This is a genomic window from Arenicella sp. 4NH20-0111 (assembly GCF_040366405.1).
Classification (GTDB): domain Bacteria; phylum Pseudomonadota; class Gammaproteobacteria; order Arenicellales; family Arenicellaceae; genus Arenicella.
In genome coordinates, this window is the sequence record NZ_BAABWF010000002.1 from 681587 (window position 1) to 703850 (window position 22264).

12 protein-coding genes are annotated in these 22264 nt (G+C 45.1%); 3 read left to right on the forward strand and 9 right to left on the reverse strand.

Annotation, left to right across the window (positions count from 1 at the left end; all coding sequences use genetic code 11):
• Positions 1-63 precede the first annotated feature (63 nt).
• Entirely contained in the window at positions 64-579 is a 516-nt protein-coding gene (gene ssb, locus ABWW54_RS07075) for a single-stranded DNA-binding protein (protein WP_353411509.1), read from the reverse strand.
• A gap of 165 nt (positions 580-744) precedes the next feature.
• Positions 745-2103: an MFS transporter gene (locus ABWW54_RS07080; protein ID WP_353411510.1), complete on the reverse strand. Its 1359-nt coding sequence runs from the start codon at positions 2101-2103 to the stop codon at positions 745-747.
• 246 nt (positions 2104-2349) lie between these two features.
• Between ABWW54_RS07080 and uvrA the strand changes: the two genes are divergently transcribed.
• Entirely contained in the window at positions 2350-5193 is a 2844-nt protein-coding gene (uvrA, locus tag ABWW54_RS07085; RefSeq protein WP_353411511.1) for an excinuclease ABC subunit UvrA, read from the forward strand.
• A gap of 62 nt (positions 5194-5255) precedes the next feature.
• Here uvrA and aroC read toward each other — a convergent pair whose 3' ends face one another.
• The 3 genes from aroC to ABWW54_RS07100 form a co-directional block, all read right to left on the reverse strand.
• Positions 5256-6365, reverse strand: coding sequence for a chorismate synthase (gene aroC, locus ABWW54_RS07090; protein ID WP_353411512.1), 1110 nt, complete (start codon positions 6363-6365; stop codon positions 5256-5258).
• Positions 6366-6390: 25 nt separating this feature from the next.
• Positions 6391-7497 carry an iron-sulfur cluster carrier protein ApbC gene (apbC, locus tag ABWW54_RS07095; RefSeq protein ID WP_502907778.1) on the reverse strand — a complete coding sequence of 369 codons (1107 nt, stop codon included), beginning with the start codon at positions 7495-7497 and terminating at the stop codon, positions 6391-6393.
• 360 nt (positions 7498-7857) lie between these two features.
• The gene (locus ABWW54_RS07100; RefSeq protein ID WP_353411514.1) at positions 7858-10029 is read right to left on the reverse strand and encodes a malate synthase G; all 2172 of its coding nucleotides are present in this window, start codon (positions 10027-10029) and stop codon (positions 7858-7860) included.
• A 464-nt stretch (positions 10030-10493) separates the two neighbouring features.
• Here ABWW54_RS07100 and ABWW54_RS07105 point away from each other — a divergent pair, with 464 nt between their 5' ends.
• Complete coding sequence (locus tag ABWW54_RS07105; RefSeq protein WP_353411515.1) at positions 10494-12089, forward strand: isocitrate lyase; 1596 nt, start codon at positions 10494-10496, stop codon at positions 12087-12089.
• 244 nt (positions 12090-12333) lie between these two features.
• On the forward strand, positions 12334-13668 hold the full coding sequence (gene rimO / locus ABWW54_RS07110) for a 30S ribosomal protein S12 methylthiotransferase RimO (protein WP_353411516.1): 1335 nt from the start codon (positions 12334-12336) through the stop codon (positions 13666-13668).
• 58 nt (positions 13669-13726) lie between these two features.
• On the opposite strand, the gene ABWW54_RS07115 is transcribed toward rimO, so the two are convergent.
• From ABWW54_RS07115 to ABWW54_RS07130, 4 genes are all read right to left on the reverse strand, one after another.
• The gene (locus ABWW54_RS07115; RefSeq protein WP_353411517.1) at positions 13727-15553 is read right to left on the reverse strand and encodes a monovalent cation:proton antiporter-2 (CPA2) family protein; all 1827 of its coding nucleotides are present in this window, start codon (positions 15551-15553) and stop codon (positions 13727-13729) included.
• Positions 15554-15583: 30 nt separating this feature from the next.
• A complete protein-coding gene (locus tag ABWW54_RS07120; protein WP_353411518.1) occupies positions 15584-18688 on the reverse strand; it encodes an efflux RND transporter permease subunit in 3105 nt (1034 codons plus the stop codon).
• Positions 18689-18754: 66 nt separating this feature from the next.
• Positions 18755-19840: an efflux RND transporter periplasmic adaptor subunit gene (locus tag ABWW54_RS07125; RefSeq protein WP_353411519.1), complete on the reverse strand. Its 1086-nt coding sequence runs from the start codon at positions 19838-19840 to the stop codon at positions 18755-18757.
• A 1-nt stretch (position 19841) separates the two neighbouring features.
• Positions 19842-22217: a TolC family protein gene (locus tag ABWW54_RS07130; RefSeq protein ID WP_353411520.1), complete on the reverse strand. Its 2376-nt coding sequence runs from the start codon at positions 22215-22217 to the stop codon at positions 19842-19844.
• Between the last annotated feature and the right edge of the window lie 47 nt (positions 22218-22264).

The following is a 22264-nucleotide window of genomic DNA, read 5'->3' on the forward strand; positions in this document are numbered from 1 at the left end:
AAACCCCGTCAAACAAATAGCTCCACGGGGTTTAAACAGTATTAGTGTTGATGGTGTTAAAGGCTAGAACGGAATGTCGTCGTCAAAGTCGTTAGCTGGTTGAGGTGCACTTGGTTGTTGTTGACTGCCACCTTGTTGCTTCTGCCCACCACCATATTGCTGCTGACTCGCACCACCACCAAATTGATTTTGTTGCGCAGGTTGTTGTTGAAAACCACCGCCACCACCTTGCCCCATGCCGCCTCCACGAGAGTCCAGCATTTGCATTTGGTCAGCCACAATTTCCGTGCTGTAGCGGTCTTGCCCTTGTTGGTCTTGCCATTTACGAGTCTGAAGCTTGCCCTCAATGTAAACCTTAGATCCTTTCTTTAGATACTCTCCAGCGATTTCGCCCAGACGATTAAACATGACTATTCTATGCCACTCCGTCCTTTCTTGGCGTTCACCGGTATTTTTATCCTTCCATGAATCAGATGTGGCCACGCTGATATTGGCAATCGCAGCACCGTTATTAGAATAACGTACTTCTGGATCGTTCCCCAGATTACCTACGATGATTACTTTATTGACACCTGCCATTATTTACTCCAAAAATTTCTTTATTAAATATTTACCCTTTCAATCGCGGTTTGTAATTGAGCGCACAATGCACTCACTCGACCCATTTCTTTAAACAGGTAAGGCTAGATTAGCCAATGAGTAGAACTGCGATGATTGAGTTGATTTATGTTCAGCAGTTTGATTTTAGCCTGCTACGATGATTTGGTCGAGAGCGACTTGATCAAGTTTCTCTTTATCGACCTTAAGGTAAGCCACGGACTCACCCTCAAGAATAATCACTTCCTCAACGCCTTCTACTGCTTCCAAGGCACTCTTACAATCTTGGTTGGATCTGGGCATTATCTTCACCACCACACTATCGAGTAACCTAAACTTAGGCGCCGTATAGAGAAGTAGCATCCAAATCAGAAGCATAAAACTACAGAGTGCAAATACAGCATCGACACCAAACTTGCCATAAAGAATACCCCCCAGAAAGCCACCGAAGAATATACCCAAAAATTGAAATGTATTGTAAACACCCATGGCGGACCCTTTGCAGGCCGCTGGTGCCACTCGGGAAACCAATGAAGGGAGCATTGCTTCAAGTAAATTAAAGCCCCAAAAAAAGATGAATAGACAAACGGTCAATGCGACAACACCATCAGGGCGTGCCATAAACATGACTTGAGCTACCACCAAGATACCCACCGCAATAAAAAATATTCGCGAGACCAAATGTTTACGAGCACTGAGTATCACCAACGGGATCATGAACACAATGGATCCAAGTAACGCTGGTAAATACACAGACCAATGTTGATTAGTGTCCAGTTTCAATTCTTGCAACAGAATGATTGGAACGGCTACGAACATCGCTGTAAGAACAAAGTGCAGGATAAAGATTCCGGCATCAAGTCGAATCAATTGCGGGTTACGCAACAGCTGCAACATTCTATAAGGTATTGGTCGTACGTCTAAATTTCGAGTCTGTACGGGTGTCGGAACCACCTTCAATACCACTACCATAGAAAGTCCAGCAAGGATGGCGGTCATGATAAAAAGACCTTCAACACCGATAAAAAATTCAAGTAACGGAGCCGCAATCAAAGCCATCATGAACGCAAAGCCGATCGTCATACCAATTAAAGCCATGGCTTTAGTGCGTTGACTTTCTCTGGTTAGATCACTTGTTAATGCCAAAACAACCGCCGCAATGGCCCCTGCCCCTTGAAGCGCACGACCGACGATGACGCCGTTGATTGTGTCTGAGAAGGCGGCAACCAGGCTACCGAAGATGAATATTGATAAGCCCATCACTATGATCGGCTTTCGGCCAAATCGGTCAGACATGATGCCAAATGGAATTTGAAACAATGCTTGTGAAATGCCATATATCCCTAGCGCAATTCCCATCAACATGGGTGAGGCGCCATCGAGTTGTTCGGCGTAGATCGCTAGTACTGGAAGGATTAGGAAAAGCCCGAACATTCTAAGGCCATATACGGAAGCGAGAGCGAAAATAGAACGCTTTTCTAGCGGATTTAACTTGTCGGAACTCACTGTCTAGTTAACTCTTTTTGATTGGTTGGCACACTGTATTTAGCTGAAATCGAGTGTCTACTAGCGATACCCAAAAAAAACTTCATTATTATTGATTAGCGAGCTAAAAATCGATACCGATTTGACGGCCGGCAACGTATATTAACAGGTTGTTCAATCTGCTCAATAAAGATTTAGCGCTAAAGTTGAATTGGCACTAAAACAGGCGATTTCCCTTAACCTAAAATACACGACTGTCCAAATACTGTGTTAGAAAAAATCACCATCCGTGGCGCGCGCACGCACAACCTCAAAAGTATCGACCTAGAGTTACCCAGAGATAAACTCATTGTGATTACTGGTCTTTCAGGGTCTGGGAAGTCCTCCTTGGCGTTCGATACAATCTACGCTGAAGGCCAACGCCGTTATGTTGAGTCGCTATCCGCCTACGCTCGTCAGTTCCTTAGCTTGATGGAAAAACCCGATGTGGACGTGATAGAAGGTTTGAGTCCAGCTATTTCAATTGAACAAAAAGCGACCTCACACAACCCACGCTCAACGGTTGGAACGATTACCGAGATCTATGATTATCTTCGATTGCTGTTTGCCCGAGTCGGAGACCCCCGCTGCCCTGACCATAATGTAACGCTGGAGGCACAAACGGTAAGTCAAATGGTCGACCAAACAATGGCCTTGCCAGATGGGACCAAGGTAATGCTGATGGCACCGGTGGTGCGCAATCGCAAGGGCGAGTTTCTAAACCTTTTAGAAGGAATGCACGCTCAGGGGTTTGTTCGCGCTAGAGTGGATGGTCAAGTCATTGATTTATCAGAACCACCGACGTTAAAGAAGAATTTTAAGCATGATATTGACATCATTATTGACCGCCTTGTAATTAAGGAAGGTAATGAACAAAGGATGGCCGAATCTTTTGAAACAGCGCTTGAGTTAGCCGAAGGCGTCGCCGAGGTTTTGGTGATGGCCGATGATGATGCAGACGAGCACACCTTAGTGTTTTCGAGCCGCTACGCTTGCCCGCATTGTGGTTATAGCTTGAGCGAACTCGAGCCCAGGTTATTCTCATTTAACAACCCAGTCGGCGCATGCACTTCATGCGATGGGCTTGGAACAAAACAATATTTCGATCCAGCGCAGATTATTTTTGATGAGGGAATTAGTCTTTCACAGGGAGCGATCAAAGGATGGGATCGGCGCAGCCTATTCTATTTTAGAATGTTACAAAATATCGCGGATCATTATGGCTTTAGTGTTGATGAGCCGCTTTCCTCTCTTACTCAAGATCAGAAGGAAAAATTACTGTTCGGAAGTGGCGACGAAACCATTGAATTCAGCTACTTACGACATAAAGGTCAAGGTGTTACTCGCCACCATTCTTGGGAAGGAATCATTCCAAATATGGAGCGGCGATACCATGAAACAGAATCCAACAGCGTAAGAGAGGAATTAGCGAAATACATTAATTCTCAAACGTGTCCGGATTGCACAGGCAGCCGCTTACGATTAGAAGCCAGAAATGTCTTTATCCAAGATACGAGTATTAACCAAATAGTGACAAGATCCATTGGTGATGCTTTGGCATTCTTTGAGGGGCTTAGCTTATCTGGCAATCGAGCCGAGATAGCTGAAAAAATTGTCAAGGAAATTCACGATCGATTAGGCTTCTTGGTCAACGTTGGTTTGAATTATTTGAGCATGGATCGTTCGGCTGAAACCCTGTCAGGCGGTGAAGCGCAACGAATACGATTAGCATCTCAAATAGGCTCCGGACTTGTTGGGGTAATGTACGTATTGGATGAGCCGTCTATAGGCTTACATCAACGAGATAATGACCGATTAATTTCAACGTTAACCCACCTAAGAGACTTGGGCAACACCGTCATTGTCGTTGAGCATGACGAAGACGCCATGCATCATGCCGACTACATCGTTGATATTGGCCCGGGTGCAGGAGTGCATGGGGGCCAAATTGTGGCTGAAGGCACATTAGAACAAATCAAATCTAACCCAAAATCTTTGACCGGAAAGTACTTATCGGGCGCAGAGAGAATTGACTTGCCGAATAAGCGTTTGCAGGGCAAGAAAGGCAATGTAATCAGCATTAAGGGCGCTTCAGGAAACAACCTACAAAACGTTTCAGTTAATATCCCTATGGGGGTCTTGACCTGTATTACCGGCGTATCAGGATCAGGAAAATCAACGTTAATCAATAACACCCTCTACCCAGCTGCAGCTCAGTTAATTAATCGCAGCAGAATTGAAAGCGCTCCGCATGACAGTATCTTAGGTTTAGAGAAAGTTGATAAAATCGTCGACATAAATCAAAGCCCAATTGGGCGCACGCCACGGTCAAACCCAGCGACCTACACGCAATTGTTTACACCTATTCGAGAGCTTTTTGCGGGCACTCCAGAAGCTCGTGCTCGAGGTTACAAACCTGGTCGTTTTTCTTTCAATGTGAAAGGTGGCCGCTGTGAGGCGTGTCAGGGTGACGGCCTCATTAAAGTTGAAATGCACTTTCTGCCGGACATTTACGTTGCATGCGATGTATGTAAAGGCCAAAGGTATAATCGAGAGACTTTGGATATTAGATACAAAGGGCAAAATATACACGACGTTCTCGATATGACAATCGAAGATGCGGTGGTATTTTTCAGCGCCGTGCCGAATATACACAAAAAGTTAGACACATTGATGTCGGTTGGATTGGGTTACATAAAGTTGGGGCAAAGCGCAATCACGCTCTCTGGCGGTGAGGCACAGAGAATCAAATTAGCACGAGAGTTGTCAAAGCGAGACACAGGCAACACATTATATATTCTAGACGAGCCAACCACGGGCCTGCACTTCCATGATATCAAACAGTTACTTTACGTACTTCATGCGCTTAGAGATCATGGAAACACCGTCGTTGTGATTGAACACAATTTAGATGTCATCAAGACAGCCGATTGGATAATTGATCTTGGCCCTGAAGGCGGCAACGGAGGGGGCACCGTCGTTGCCGAAGGCACGCCTGAAGACGTGGCTGAAGTTGCGGCGTCCTATACTGGTAAATACTTAAAGGAATTTTTAGTGGAGAAAGCAGTTTAAGGTATCGCTATGTATGAAATGCCTCAGTCGCTCTTAGGAGAGGCATTTCACACGCGAATAAGCTATTTATTTTTGCTTCGACTCGCAGCTATCGCTGGTGTATCCACCGACACATCAGAATTTTGTGCCCGATGCCGCAGATAATGATCCATGATTACGATAGCGAGCATGGCTTCAGCGATCGGAACCGCTCGAATACCAACGCAAGGGTCGTGACGACCTTTGGTGACAACTTCAGCAGGATTGCCTTGGCGATCAATACTCATCCCTGGTTTGGTGATACTGGATGTGGGCTTTAATGCTAAGCTTGCTATCACGTCCTGACCTGAAGAAATGCCACCTAAAATTCCGCCAGCGTTATTGCTGTCAAATCCATCTGGAAAAAGTTCATCACGATGTTCAGATCCACGTTGGGACACAGAATCAAAACCGGCCCCTATTTCCACGCCTTTCACTGCATTGATGCTCATCAAGGCTTTGGCAATGTCTGCATCTAATTCGTTAAAGACGGGTTCTCCGAGACCCACTGGCATATTATCGGCGACCACCGTGATTTTTGCGCCTACGGAATCGCCATCTCGTCTTAGTTGAGTAATCAACGCCTCCATTTCCGCCACTTTATCGACGTCAGGACAATTAAAGGGGTTATTAGAGACTTCATCAATGTCCACCTTAGAAACACTTATATCACCCATTTGAGCCAGATAGCCACGTATCTGTATACCTTCTTTTTCGTACAAATACTTCTTTGCTACTCCACCAGCCGCCACTATCATTGCTGTGGTTCTAGCAGAAGACCTTCCGCCACCACGATAATCTCTATTCCCATATTTATGATGATAGGTATAGTCAGCGTGACCTGGTCGAAAGGTATCCATGATATTAGAGTAATCCTTAGACTTCTGATCGGTGTTATGGATAATCATTCCGATCGAAGTCCCTGTGGTCTTCCCTTCAAATACCCCAGAGAATATCTGTACCTCGTCCGGTTCGCGGCGTTGAGTTGTAAACTTTGACTGCCCTGGCTTACGCCTATCTAAATCAGGCTGCAGATCCTCTTCACTCAATTCTAGTCCAGGTGGGCATCCATCAAGAACGCACCCGATGCCTTTGCCATGGCTTTCACCAAAGGTGGTCACTCTAAATAATTTACCAATGCTGCTGTCACTCATTTCCTAATCTCTTTAAAATGCCAAATTATGAATTTTCAACGACGATATTGGGGAATTTCCCACTAAAGTCTTTCTTTTTGGCGGACAATTTGCCACAAATTTTCATGGCAATGTTCTTATACTTTTCAGCTGTGGCGCTATCCGATTGAGCCACTACTGTCGGTGTTCCTGAATCAGCAAGTTCTCGAATCGACATCTCCAATGGAATTTCACCCAGTACTTCTAAATTATATTCAGCGGCCATTTTCGCCGCACCGTCAGCACCAAAAATAGACTCCTCGTGTCCGCACTTCGTACAGACATGAGTGCTCATATTTTCAATTATTCCGTAAACAGGAACTTCAACCTTCTCAAACATTTTGTAAGCTTTTTTCGCATCAAGCAGAGCGATGTCCTGCGGAGTCGTGACTATGACCGCTCCTGAAACCGGTATTTTTTGACTCATGGTCAATTGAATGTCACCCGTACCAGGCGGTAAATCTATAACCAAGTAGTCTATGTCTTCACCATCATGATTCCAAACGGTACCTCTGAGCATTTGTTCTAGCGCTTGCGTCACCATTGGGCCGCGCCAAATCATGGGAGTGTCTTCCTCAACTAAAAATCCGATAGACATGATCTTGATTCCATGCCCGAGCATTGGCAGCAACATCTTGTTCTCTAGAGCTTCAGGCTTGCCGGAGACTCCTAGCATTCTAGGTTGGCTTGGCCCATATATATCTGCATCCAGTACCCCCACTTTTGCCCCTGCAGACGAGAGTGCCAACGCTAGATTGGCAGAGCATGTGGACTTCCCAACACCCCCTTTACCCGATGCAACTGCAATAATATTCTTTATGCCCTTTACGGCCTGAGCTCCCTGTTGAGTGCTGTGAGAACCGATTTCTTGACTGATCTGTACTTCAAGAACACGGGATCCAACATCGAGCTTGCCAAGACTATCTCTGATCAACTGAGCTAACTGAGCTACAACCAACCCAATAGGATACCCTCTTCTCAAGCTAACGGTCAGCTTAGACTCATCTGCTTGAACTGAAACAAGCCCCTTATTAGCGGTAATTTTGTTATCAGTATATGGGTCTATGACTGTGTGAAGTTGGTTTGTGACCGCCGAAACGAGTTGATCAGACATGCGCAGGTAATATGGGTGAATGTTGGTGCGTAATGCTAACATTCTTCACAGAAAGACACTATCAGAAGCCTGATCAGAGCGCCCAATAATTCCGCTTTTCCGCTCTACTTAAGTAAATCCTCTTTCTTCAGAGCTATCTAGCGGCTTTTATCCGAATTTGGCCCAAGAACTGACCACAATACGCCTAGTAATCGAGCGCCAAGAAACTCACCACACTCGACCCAACTCGACCCAACTCGACCCAACTCGACCCAACTCGACAAGCGAATTTTAACAGAAAAGCCCCCTGCATCTTGATTACAATGGTGCTTTTCTAACGCGCCGACATTCCGTGTTTTAAACGTGCATGGGTCTTGAATATTAGCCGGTGGCCTTAAGCTTCAATCTATAAGAATGTAATAATGGCTCGGTGTACCCACTTGGCTGATCTTTGCCCTTAAGCACCAATTCAAGTGCGGCTTGATACGCCAGACTGCCGTCAAAATTATTGAACATGGGCTTATACTTCGGATCATCTAAATTTTGATTATCAACAACTTGCGCCATTCTTTGAAACGTTTCGTTTACTTGCTCTACGTTGGTTACCTTGTGTTCAAGCCAATTGGCAATATGCTGGCTAGATATTCGCAAGGTTGCTCGGTCTTCCATTAACCCGACATTATTAATATCAGGAACCTTTGAGCAACCAACGCCTTGATCAATCCAGCGTACAACATACCCTAATATACCTTGAACGTTATTATCGAGTTCAGCTTGAATCTGTTCGGCGGTCAAAGACTCAACATCATCACATAAAGGAATGGTTAGAATCGAGTCTAAGGATGCGCGCGAGCGTTTCGAAAGCGTTTTTTGTACCGCAAAAACGTCAACCTCATGATAATGCGTTGCATGCAGGGTGGCGCCAATCGGAGATGGAACCCAAGCCGTGTTTGCGCCTGATTTTGGGTGACCTATTTTTTGATCAAGCATTTTGGCCATTTCGTCTGGCATAGCCCACATACCTTTGCCTATTTGCGCTTTACCAGCGAGCCCGCATTCAAGTCCGATGTCCACATTCCAATCTTCGTAGGCCGAAATCCAAGGTTGGGCTTTAATTTCAGACTTTTGCGACATTGCGCCCAGCAACATGCTTGTGTGTATTTCATCGCCCGTGCGATCAAGAAAGCCGGTATTAATGAATACCACTCGATCTTTAACCTGACGAATACATTCCTTAAGGTTTACTGTGGTTCTTCGTTCTTCATCCATCACCCCTATTTTAACGGTGTGGCGGGTTAGTCCAAGCTCATCTTCAACTCTATTGAACAATGTATTAGCAAACGCAACCTCTTCGGGGCCATGCATTTTAGGCTTAACAATGTAAATACTGCCCTTCCGAGAGTTTTTACGATCGTTTTCGCCTTCAATGTCATGCTTAGCGATAAGTATGCTCAGCATGGCATCTAGAATGCCTTCCTGTATCTCTCTTCCACTTGAATCAATTATTGCTGGATTGCTCATCAGATGACCGACGTTTCGACAAAACAACAAGCTTCGACCATGCACCGTGAGTTTTTTACCGTCAACCGAGTTAAATACTCGGTCGTAAGCTAACTCCCGAGTCATTTGCTGGCCGCTTTTAATAAACGTGTCAGTCAAATCACCCTTCATCAATCCAAGCCAATTTCGATACACGCCAACCTTGTCCTCGGCGTCAACCGCTGCGACCGAATCTTCAAAATCTTGAATAGCCGTCAACGCAGCTTCCATTGTTATGTCTTTAATTCCAGCTTTGTCAGTTGAGCCAACAGGAGACGTGGAATCGATCTCAATAACGATATGTAAGCCATTGTTTTTAAGTAATATTGAGTTCGAATTGCTGGAGTCACCATCAAATCCAATCAACTGCGAACTCGATGCCAATTCAGTTGAAGTATCATTCACTAATAATACTTTTAATGCCCCGTTTTCTATTGCGTAATTAGTCGCATCAAAATGGCTCCCGGCTTTCAAAGGAAAGTTCTTGTCTAAGAACTGCCTGCCAAATTCAATGACCTTATCGCCGCGCACCTTGTTGTACGACGCTGTCTTTTGCGCTCCTCCCTCATCACTTATCACATCCGTTCCATAGAGCGCGTCATAAAGACTGCCCCAACGCGCATTTGTCGCATTTAAAGCGAAACGGGCATTAGAGGTAGGAACAACCAGTTGCGCTCCGGCCTGATGCGCAATTTCATCATCCACATTGGACGTGGTCACACTAAAGGGCTCTCCTTCATCGACTAAATAGCCAATATCTTGAAGAAAACTCTTATACGCCTTGGCATCGAAACGGCCTTGATGATCGCTATTCCATCGGTCAATCTTTTGCTGGATGATTTCGCGCTTTTCTAGTAAATCTATATTAATAGGTGTCAAATCTGAGACAACGTTTGCCATCGAATTCCAAAATGCATCCGCTGAAATAGCTAGGCCCGGCAAAGCTTCATTTTCAACAAACTCGACTAATTCGATGTCCACTTTTAGACCTGCGCGGTCGGTGTAGTTGCTCATGGTTGTTCTCCAAATATCTATAATTGAGTGTACAAAAGCCACTCATTAGGCATGTTGCAGCGGCTAAAAACAGGATTTATCAAAATCTTACATTTACCACGCAAGCCCCCGTAATTGCTTGACTAAGGCGATTTTACAGCCTCTACAGAACACTGACTTCAATTTGCATTATTCACAGCACTTATAATGCAGCAAAAAGGTAGAAAAATTGTGAATAATGACCCATTATTCAAATTGGGAATGGCAATCATATAATTCAGAATGTTGGTGAATGGTAAATCTGAGTCTATTGTACAGCCATCGGAAACGAGCGATGACATCTGAACTTTAGCTGGCACGCGTTCAATATCCACGAAAAGCTGTTTTACTAAATCAACACATTAGTATTTGACAGTCATGTTATCTGAGGTTGTTTAGCGTTAATTGAACAACCAGAAGTTTTAATGATTACACAGGAGATCATTATGTCTACCTATCAAGACGCAATTAAAGCCGCTGACAAGCTAGTCAGCGAAAACGGTACCGCTTTCGCGGGTATTAACCCTGAATATGCAGCACGAATGAAGCTGCAAAATCGTTTCCAAACAGGTTTGGAAATTGCCAAGTACACAGCAGGAATCATGCGTAAGGATATGGATGAATATGACGCTGATTCATCAAGCTATACACAATCATTGGGTTGCTGGCACGGTTTTATCGGCCAACAAAAGCTAATTGCTGTTAAGAAGCACCATGGAACTACCAATAAGCGTTATTTGTATCTATCTGGATGGATGATTGCTGCTCTACGCTCTGAGTTCGGACCACTGCCAGACCAATCAATGCACGAAAAAACGTCGGTTCCAGCTCTGATTGAGGAACTGTACACCTTTTTACGCCAAGCTGACTCTAGGGAACTTCGTCACCTATTCAAAGAGTTAGACGCCGCTAAGGCTGCCGGCAACTCCGCCAAAGCAGAAGAAGTGCAAAGCAAAATCGATAACTTTGAAACACACGTTGTTCCAATCATTGCAGACATTGATGCGGGTTTCGGTAACGAAGAAGCAACCTACCTTCTTGCTAAAAAAATGATAGAAGCCGGTGCATGCGCAATTCAAATCGAGAACCAAGTTTCAGATGAAAAACAGTGTGGCCACCAAGACGGTAAAGTCACCGTCCCTCATGCAGACTTTTTGGCTAAAATTCGAGCAGTGCGCTACGCGTTCATGGAATTGGGCGTAGATGATGGCGTTATCGTTGCCAGAACCGACTCCTTGGGAGCTGGGTTAACCAAACAAATCGCGGTTACAAATGAGCCTGGTGATCTTGGTGATCAGTACAATGAGTATCTTGATTGTGAAGAGATGACTCCTGGTCAAATGCAAAATGGTGATGTGGTTATACATCGTGGTGGCCAGCTAGTCAGGCCAAAACGTCTGCCAAGCGGTTTATTTCAATTCAAAGAAGGAACTGGCGAAGATCGTTGTGTTCTTGACTGTATCACCAGCCTCCAAAATGGCGCCGATCTTATCTGGATCGAGACTGAAAAACCTCACGTTGGGCAGATCGGCGGTATGGTTAATCGGATCCGAGAAGTAGTACCTAACGCAAAGTTAGTCTATAACAATTCTCCTTCGTTCAACTGGACATTGTCGTTCCGTCAACAAGCGTATGATTTGATGGCTGAAGCCGGTGATGATGTCAGCGCTTACAACCGAGATGAGTTGATGCAAGAGAAGTACGACGGCACGCCTCTTTCATTGAAAGCCGATGACATGATTCAAAACTTCCAACGTGACGGTGCGCGCGAAGCTGGGATTTTCCATCATTTAATTACATTGCCTACGTATCACACCGCTGCATTATCTACCGATAACCTCGCTCAAGGTTACTTTGGTGAAGAAGGCATGCTGGCGTACGTCAAGGGTGTTCAGCGTAAGGAAATTCGACAAGGGCTTGCCTGTGTTAAGCATCAAGACATGGCGGGATCAAACATCGGAGACGATCATAAAGAGTATTTTTCTGGTGATGCTGCCCTAAAAGCAGCAGGTGAAGACAACACCATGAACCAATTTGGTTAATCTGTGACTTAGACCGCAGATCCCAATATAGAAACAGAAGGACTTGTTTCGTGGAGCTTGAAAAGGCGACCTAATAAGGTCGCCTTTTCTTTTGAACTCTAAAAGCAACGTCATTAAAGATCCACAGTCCTTTTTTAGTTTCTGCGCTTGGACCGTAAAAACTGATGAAATTCGTTCACATTCCCTCTTGGTTTAGACGTATTTAGCCTATAATCCGCGCAGATTTCACACAGAGAGCTTAGTTATGAGCGCGATTGCCCCGAAAATTGGTTTCATTAGTTTAGGCTGCCCAAAAGCCTTGGTTGATTCAGAGCTTATATTGACCGAGCTTCGCACGAATGGCTATGACATCGTGCCAACATACGAAGATGCGGATATGGTCGTGGTTAACACCTGCGGTTTTATCGATGCGGCAAAAAAGGAATCTTTAGATACTATTGGAGAGGCCCTCAACAACAACGGAAAGGTGATCGTTACAGGATGCATGGGGGCAACCGAGTCTGATATTACCGACATTCATCCCAGTGTGTTGGATGTTTCAGGGCCTCACGCTTATGAGCAGGTGCTTGGAGCTGTAAAGAAACACCTTCCATTCGAGAAAGACTACAATCCACATCTGGATCTAGTGCCGCCTCAAGGCATTAAGCTGACACCGAGACATTATGCCTACCTTAAAATTTCAGAAGGATGTAATCATCGATGTAGCTTTTGCATAATTCCGTCAATGAGAGGCGATCTTGTCAGCCGACCAGCTAACGACGTAGTAGCGGAGGCAGAAGGCTTGGTTAAATCTGGAGTAAAAGAGCTGTTGGTCATTTCGCAAGACACCAGTGCCTACGGCGTTGACACTAAGTATCGAACCACGTTTCATCAGGGAAAACCAGTAAAAACAAAAATGCTGGATTTATGTGAGGCTCTGTCTACAGTAGGCAATGACATTAACCCGTGGGTAAGGCTACACTACGTCTACCCTTACCCTCATGTTGATAACATCATACCGCTGATGGCTGAAGGTAAAATACTGCCCTACCTCGACATTCCGTTTCAACATGGTTCGCCTAAAATACTCAAGGCAATGAAACGCCCAGGCGCCATAGACAACACGTTACAAAGAATAAAAAAATGGCGAGAAACGTGTTCAGACCTTACCGTCAGAAGTACCTTTATCGTGGGGTTTCCCGGAGAAACTGACGATGACTTTAAACAATTACTCGACTTTATAGATCAAGCGCAATTGGACAGAGTTGGTGCCTTCACTTATTCGCCTGTTGAAGGGGCTCCGGCAAATCAATTGGCGAATCACGTACCTGAAGAGATCAAACAAGAAAGACTTGCCGAGTTTATGGCATTGCAAGCGGACATCAGTACGGCTAAATTAGCAAAAAAAGTCGGTAAGACAATCGAAGTGCTTATCGATCAAGTCGATGAGGAAGGCTCAGTTGCACGCAGCAAGGCTGACGCCCCAGAAATAGACGGTCTAGTCTATCTCAATGAAGAAACTCACCATCAGGTCGGCGATATCGTGACAGTCAAAGTACACGCAAGCGATGAACATGATCTATGGGCTAATCAACTGTAGCGATAGAACATGCCCATACCAGCTAGGTGGTGTTCAACGCCACCTACGGACTCTGTTGTCAGTTTTTAGCTAAAATCGACCGTAATTCATCCTTCATTTCGTCTCTTAGGCGTAAAGCCACTTCAATTGCTTTTTCATTCGCAAACCTAGGTAACTTAGGGTCATGAAGAGAAGCAAGCTCAGCTACCCCAGCTCTGTCTAAATCAAAGAAGCGTCCTGAAACTTCATGTGCAACTTTTGATGGTACACCAACTTTTTCAAGCGCCAAGCGCCCTGTTCTTACGGCGCTATCAAAGGTTTCTCTGACGATGCTTGTTGCACCGGCTGAGTACAAATCATAGGTATGAGGCCTGTCGTAGGAGCGCGCCAAAATTGGCAAATTTGGATTTAATTTACGCGCAATACTTACGGTCTTAATAGCTCTCTCTTTGTCATCTATCGCAACCACTAGCAGCTTCGCTTTTGAAATTCCAGCCGCTTCCAACATCTCGGGGCGAGACGCGTCACCAAAATAGGTCTTAATACCGAACTTCGAAAAGCCTTCGATCGACACTACGTCTAAATCTATAATGGTTGGGTGATGATCACACGCCATTAATAAACGACTGACAATTTGCCCAAAACGACCGTGACCTGCAAGGATGATGGGTCTGTGCTCATCTATCTCGTCCATATCTCGCTCATCGTCGGAAGCTAACTTTGGGAAAATAACTTTGTCTAACACAATGAAAAGCAGCGGAGTCAGAAGCATAGATAACGCAATAATCAAAAGTAACTGATCAGCGATTTCAGTGGGCAATACCGCGTTTTGAGTCATAAACGAGAGCAGCACAAACCCAAACTCACCTGCCTGCGCTAAGCCCAAAGCAAAGAGCCATTGATCAACCCCCTTCAATCGAAACAACTTGCCCAAAATCAAAAGCACCACCGCTTTTACCGCGATAACACACAACGTTAGTCCTAATATCGTGCCAAATTTAGCGAACAATAGCTCAAAGTCCACACCCGCACCGACGGTAATGAAAAACAACCCTAACAGCAGCCCTTTGAACGGCTCTAAGTTACTTTCCAGTTCGTGCCGGTATTCACTATTCGCCAAAACCACACCCGCTAAGAACGTTCCCAATGCTGGGCTCAGTCCAATTAAGTTCATTAAAGCAGCGATGCCAACCACTAGCATCAAGGCAAAGGCGGTAAATATCTCCTGCAACCTTGCGTTGGCAATGTAGCGAAATATGGGCTTGGATAGAAACGTTCCTCCCACGACGATGAACCCAATAGCCGAGAGTGTCACTATGGCCTTAAGCCACCCAGGAAGGTGAGATATTAGATTGGTTTGGTGGTGGCCCTCAACAGCCGTGTTAGCGAGCTCAGGCAGAGCTAGCAGAGGAACCAGCGCTAACATGGGGATGACAGCAATATCCTGAAACAACAGGACAGAAAATGTAGATTGGCCGCCTTGAGTACTCATCAAACCACGCTCATTCAAGGTTTGCAGAACAATGGCGGTAGAAGACAAAGAAATAACCAATCCAATCGCTATTGAAACAGTCCAAGGCAGCTGAAAAATAAGTGCTACCAACGTGCAGACGCCCGCCGTAATGCCAACCTGTAGACCACCTAAACCAAATAATCTGTGACGCAGAGACCAAAGCTTTTCAGGCTCCAGTTCAAGTCCGACTAAAAACAGCATCATCACAACACCGAATTCAGCTACGTGCTGGATGTCTTGCGCCTCCTCGCCAACAAGCCCAATCATGGGGCCGATTACAATACCGGCGATCAAGTAGCCTAAAACCGATCCTAACCCTAGCTTTTTCGATAAGGGCACTGCTATAACGGCAGCGGCTAAAAAAACAAAGGATTCTATGAGTAAGTCATTCATGAACTAATCAGATTTCTGTAAGTTTTATTGTTAAACCGATAATCGGTTTGGATCAAAATCTTTAAAATCAACTCGATATAGCAAGCTGTATAGGCAAGGGATTAACACTAACGTAATGATAGTTCCAAACATCAAGCCACACATAATGCTGATTGCCATCCCTTCCCATAGAGCGCCGCCACTTAAGTACAGCGGCAACAATCCCAACACGGTGGTGAACGTCGCTAACAAAATGGGACGAAAACGTTGCACACAGGCGTGAACTATTGACTCCTGAATTGAATGCCCTAGTGTCGAATTTTCGAATTCAATACGGTCTAACAGAACAATTGCATTGTTGATGACGATACCAGCCAGCGAGATAAGCCCCAAAAAAGGCATAAAACCGAAGGGCTTCTGAAACACCAAAAGTCCAAACGTGACGCCAATCAACCCCAACGGTATCGTGACAACCACCATAAATGTCTGGCGAAATGAATTAAACTGAAATACCAATAGGAGCACGATGATAATTCCCGAGAGTGGTAACCACTTAACAACAGCTCCCATACTTTCGGCACTGTTCTCGGCATCGCCTCCGGTGCTGTAGCTGTAGCCTGAAGGCCAATTCAATTGCTGTTCCATCAACCAAGGTTCAACCACGGACATTATTTGAGATGCATTTCCCGTGGGAGTTAGCTCACTTGAAACCGTCAATGTTCGGCTTAGGTCTGATCTCTTTATCTTTGCGTATTGCCAAGCTGGCACGATCTTGGCAACTTGCTGTAACGGAACGCTCGCACCAGACGCTTGGGCAAACACGCTCATGCTTTGCAACGATTGCAAGCTCTGTTGTCTTAGATTGCTCTTTAACAATATGGGTATGGTTTTATCGCCCTCACGGTATTCACCCGTATCAACGCCATCCAATGAGGTCTGTAGAGAGGTTGCAATGTCCGTACTCGTGACGCCGGCCGATTGAGCGCGAGCTTGATCTATTTCGATAATAAATTTCTTGCTTTTCGGCCCCCAATCGTCTTTAACATTCTTGGTACCAGCAATACTGATCAATTTTAGGCGTATCTGTTCCGAGATTAGCGCTAGCTGATCCGGTTGGTCTCCGGATACTTTGATCTCGATTGGCGTACCAGTGCCGCCCGCGGCTAACGTATTAACCAATATGTCCGCTTGAGGAATATGACTGGTACTGAATTCATCAAGTGTGTCGATGATCATGTTGTTTTGCTCAAACGAGCTTGTATTAACCAGAATATGTGCGTAACTCGAGTTTGCTTCATCAGCTGAGTAGCCTAAATCATACGAAGAAGGACCTTCTCCGATGTAAGAGGACCAGCTTGTCACGCCGTGAACTCTGGAATCGTTTACGATAAGCGTTTCGCTGATAAACTCAGAAATTTCGTCAACCACTTCTTCAGTCGTTTCTATTCTAGTTCCAAGGGGCAGGTTTATATTGATGGCAACCAAATTTCTGTCGCTGTCAGGGAAGAACAAAAATTCCACGTATCGAAACCCAAACAACGCGAGAAAGAGCAATGCCAAGGAGCCACCAATCACTAAGGCCTTGCGTGACAGAGCGTTAAGTATCAGAGCTTGATATCCGCCGCTCATTGAATAAATGATTTGATCAACCAAGCCGATTTTCTTTTCCTTAGAAGAGGAGACTCGGAGAAAGTAATAACACAATAGCGTTATGATCGACATTGCAACGAGCCAGGAAGTGGCTAAAGCAAATGTGATAACTAGGAAAATCGGCCCAACAATGTCACCCATATCTGACTCAGCCAAATAAAAGGCGAGAAATGCAATCGAGGACGTTAGCGTTGAAATAAGCAACGACATCCAAAGTTCACTGAACGCTTCACTCGCCGCTCTTTTACGATCGACTCCCTCCTCCATTTTCACCTGAATCATTTCCGCAACAACAATGGCATTATCCACCATCATTCCCAACGCCATAATGAGGGCCGCCAACGTCACTTGATTTAACCCTAACCCAAAGATATTCATCTGCAAGAGCGTCAAGATAGTCACTATTGGTATTAGACTGGCTATCACCAGCCCAGTGCGGAAACCCAAAAACGCCAACATGACCAACAAAATAATGCTGATTGACTGCATTAGGTTTACAACAAAATCATCTACCTTTTTGTCGATATAAGAATCTATGGAAACAACCCGTTGAAGTTCTAAGCCAATCGGCAACTTCGATACCCAGTCTTTTACCAACAAATTAATCTCTTGCCCGAGCTTAATTACGTTTGCCCCATCTTTTAGGGATACGTGCAACGTTAATGCTTTATTTCCATTAACACGGACAACTTGTTTGTAGGGATCAGCGTAGCCTTTTCGAACCCCAGTTATGTCACCTAAATATACGGTCTGCCCGCCATCGCCCACCGGTATTAAGGTGTCTCGAATGTCTTCAACGGTAGTGAAATTGCCAGTCGGTTCTAGATTTATCCTTTCATCGAGTAGGTTAATCTGCCCTCCTGAACTCAATATATTAAGCGAACCCAATATGCCCTGTAGTTTACTCGCCGTAAGGCCATATTCCGCCAATCGAGAATCATCAAACTCGATATATATGCGCTCTTCTTGCTCGCCATTGAGTTCGACTTTTGCGGCTTCATCCAACTTAATCAAATCATCTCGAATTTGATCCGCGTACTCTTTCATTTCAACGTAACTAAAGCCATCGCTGGTCAGAGCGATGGCGATTCCATAAGTAACACCGATATCATCGTCATTTAATTCAGGCTCAACTCCTTGCGGTAACCCCTCGACGTTCTCCACCTTACGTCGCAAACGATCCCAAATACCCTGTAGTTCATGTGCCTGAACTTCGTCCTTTAGTTGAACGGTAACAACCGACAAGCCGGTCCTTGAGGTGCTCGAGACCTCCTTTAATTCAGGTAACTCCTGCGCCTTTTTTTCTATTTTGTCTGTAACGAGGAGCTCAACCCGCTCAGGACTGGCTCCTGGAAAGTTCGAAACTATGGTGGCCACCTTAACGGTAAACGGCGGCATGCTGTCACGCGAAAGTGAGTCGTATGCACTGATCCCTGCGAGCAGAGAAACAACCAGCAAGAATAGCGTTATCCTATTGTTTTTAATAGACAGTTCAGCGAGATTCATAGCGCCCACCTAAGCTTATTTGCATCCCTGTGGTTATCTTGAAACGGTTTATTCATGATGCAACCTTTACTGTGGTAGTCTAACTTGTTGGCCATCCAGCACACTGTGAACACCAGCAGTTACAATGATGTCTCCGACTTCTAAGCCGGATTTGACTTCAAATGCATTATTCACCAACTCACCTATTTCAATCGCTCGTTTGCGTGCAATGGTGTTGCCGTCTTCAAGCCTTTCAACGACAAATGCATAGCGTCCATTGACATCCTCTCCGACTGCATACACAGGAATTCTAAGATCCTCTGTGGCTGCGTTTGATTGCGAAAAATCGAACACTACGGACGCCGCCATGCCCGATCGAACTTCTTTTGTTGCCTCAACCACCCTCACCCTGACAGGGTAAGTAGCAGATTGTTGATCTATCGAAGGGGCTACTTCGGTTACAATGCCTTCAAACAATTGATTTGCAAGAGCCGCGAAGCGAATCGTCGATCGACTGCCGACAGTCACTGAATTAATCACGTTCTCAGGAACCCCTAAATCGATTTCCATTTCTGCTCCCGCATTGAGGACGGCTATCGGCTCGCCAGAACTTGTGTTTTCCTCTAGCTCCTTGTTAACAGCAGAAATAACACCGTCTTCTGGTGCGAAGATCTTCCCGTACCGTATTTGTTCTTGTTGAATATCTACGCTTCGTTGAGAAGAACGATAGCTCGCTTGCGCGTTGCGATAGGCATTTTTTGCGCCTTCGTAATCGCTCAAAGATGCGCCCCCTTTTTCGTACAAATTTTGCACGCGCTTAAGAGAGAGGTTCTGAGTATCCAAATTTGATTTTGCGCTATTAAGTGATGCATTTGCTTGTTCGTACGCCAATCTAGCCGCAACATTATCAAGCTCAGCCAAGAGGTCGCCTTTTTTAACCGCCTGCCCCAACTTAATATTAAACAGAGTGATCACACCTGACGCCCTAAAGCTCAAATCAATAACCCGATCGGTACGCGCTTGCCCATTAAATGTTCTCGTAGACGCGGTCGACTCCAGCCCCAATTCCAGCGTGCGAACGGTTCGCACTGATACTTCTTCTGACGTTTCTTCAGCACAGCCAATCAAAACGATACTGAGTATTACCAGTGACATAGTTCTAGTAATCATCATATTACTTACCCTCTTGCTTTGAATTATTAATATTCTGGCGGAATTGTTCATAAAGATCAGTAAACTCTTCATTGTCTATTTTGGGATTGGGTAAAAAGAAAAAAGTACCCACTGAACGTTCCATGGCGATGGCGCGGTCTAAAAAATCGTAATAAGCATTGGCGCTCGCTAGCTGAGATTGCAGATAATTGTTTTGAGCATCAATCAATTCGGTGATTGTGACGGCGCCATTGGCGTAAGAAGATTCAATCAGAACCAGTGTCTGTTGCGCAGCCTTCTCGGCCACGCGAGATAACTCTATGTTTGCAACGCTGCTCGAAACGTTGAGAACGGAATCTCGGACTCGATTTTCGACGGTTAGAGTCTGGTTTTCTATTTGCAATTCAAGTTTTTGTCGTTGTTTTTGAGCACGCTTTCGTTGAACGTTATCGGAGTTTCCATTAAACAAGGGAATCGAAAACACAAGCCCCACATTGTAATCATCGTCCAAGGCAAAATTGGGGTCAGGCTGCCCAACACCACCGCGCTCAAATACCCTGTTCATTTGCGCATTAGCGCTAACCGTGGGAATGTAGCGTCGCCAGCCGTATTGTTTTAGATCTCGTTCAGTGGCGGCGAGGTTGTGTTTCAATATCGCAAGCTCAGGCGAATACTGAAGCGCCTGATTTATTAAAAATTGTTCAAATATTTCCTGCTCTAGCGGATTATCCAGAGTACGTTCTAAACGCTCGAAATCAAAGTCCTTCGGAGCTAACAATTCTCGATCGTTCAACACTCCTTCGATTCCTATTCGTAGCTGGACTGGGCGATTTAAAATAACATTCAAAGCGTGTTGCCCTTGTCTATAAGCATTCACGGCTTCAATCAACCCTTGTAGATTGGTTGCTAGCTCACTTCTAAACCTGAAAATATCGGCTTTTCCAGCACGACCTGTTTCAAAATTTTGCTCTGCGACCTTAAGATTCCGTTTGGTGATATCTAAATTTTCGGCACGTGATTGAAGAGCATTGCGCAGCCTAAGTAAGTTAAACGAGGCCTGGCTGGTGGTTAAAACAGTATCGAGTACAGCGGTGTTATAGCTCTCCTGCTGAGCGAGAAGTAATTCTTTGGTCACTCCAATTGCAGCGCTTGCATCCTCGGAGTACAAAACTTGAGTCACACCCAAACTGCCAGAGAGCGAACGTTCAGGGTTTTGCCCGCCTGAAACAGCGGCTAAATCGGGGTCCACGTACCGATTTGAACCGGTCAATGATAGGTCAGGATAATAACTTGTTTTCGCGTTGCTTACGTCTTGTCTCGCAAGGTCGACGTCGACATCGGCTGCGCGTAAGCTCAGATTACGTTCCAACGCTAGTTTGATCGCTTCTATTAATGTGTAGCTCTCATCGACAACGAAATCGGTAAAATTCCCCACTAAATTGGTCGATGCAATCTGACTGAAACGCACAGGAACGTCTATTTTTTCCGCGGTATTGAAATTCAACGTCAACGTATCACTCAATTCAACATAGACTGGCCTGTTTGACAGGTTTTCACCGTTTACAACGGCTTCCACGCTCAGAGCGATGCGCCTAAACAAGCGCTCTAAATTACTCTCGGATTGATTTGTGGCCAGCCACCCTTTTTCAACATTTTGAACTCGATTAGAGGTGAAGGAGGGTTTCTTCTGATCTATCAACATATCGGCCATCTTTTCGATATCCTGATTCGAGATTCCAAATCCTTCGGCTAAATACACGGAATCAAAACCAGCAACATCGCGCTCAAACCCACTAATGTCTTCAAACTGAAACATCTCAAAATCAGCGCCAAGATCACCGAATGCTTCGTTAAGAACCCTCCGTGATTCCGCCGTTATCCAAGGCCCAAAACCAAACACTGCGGTCTTTTTAAAAGGATAAACAGCGTGAAAATCAATCAAGTCTTTCTTATACGAAAGCGGAGCCACCATGTAGGTGAAGTTTGAAATCCCGGACGTTTTCTTGTCTAAGTCAATTTTAATAATGTCTGAGTTGACAGCACCGAACAAAATAGTTGGCTTCGAATGCTGACGCTGTTGGGTAATTAGGTCGTTATTAATTGCGCCAAAGGCCAAAATGATATCGATGTTTCGTGATAACAAGTCCTTATATTGCTCAGCCGCCCTGTCAGCGTCAAACTCATTGATTAACACATTACTCTCATCGGCCCGAATGATCGCATCATTGCCCACAACGGCCTTAATTTCATAGATCAGCTTATCTGTAACCGGCCGGAAATCTTCATTCAGGGAATCAGTTAAAATGCCGAGATTTACAATTCTTTTAGCGTAACTAGATTGGCACGCAATCAAGGAAAGAAAAAACAACCATACAATTGCAATTTTTTTGAGCATCATGGAGTAGAAAGTAGAGTCGTACTAAAGTCACTGATGCTAGCATAACA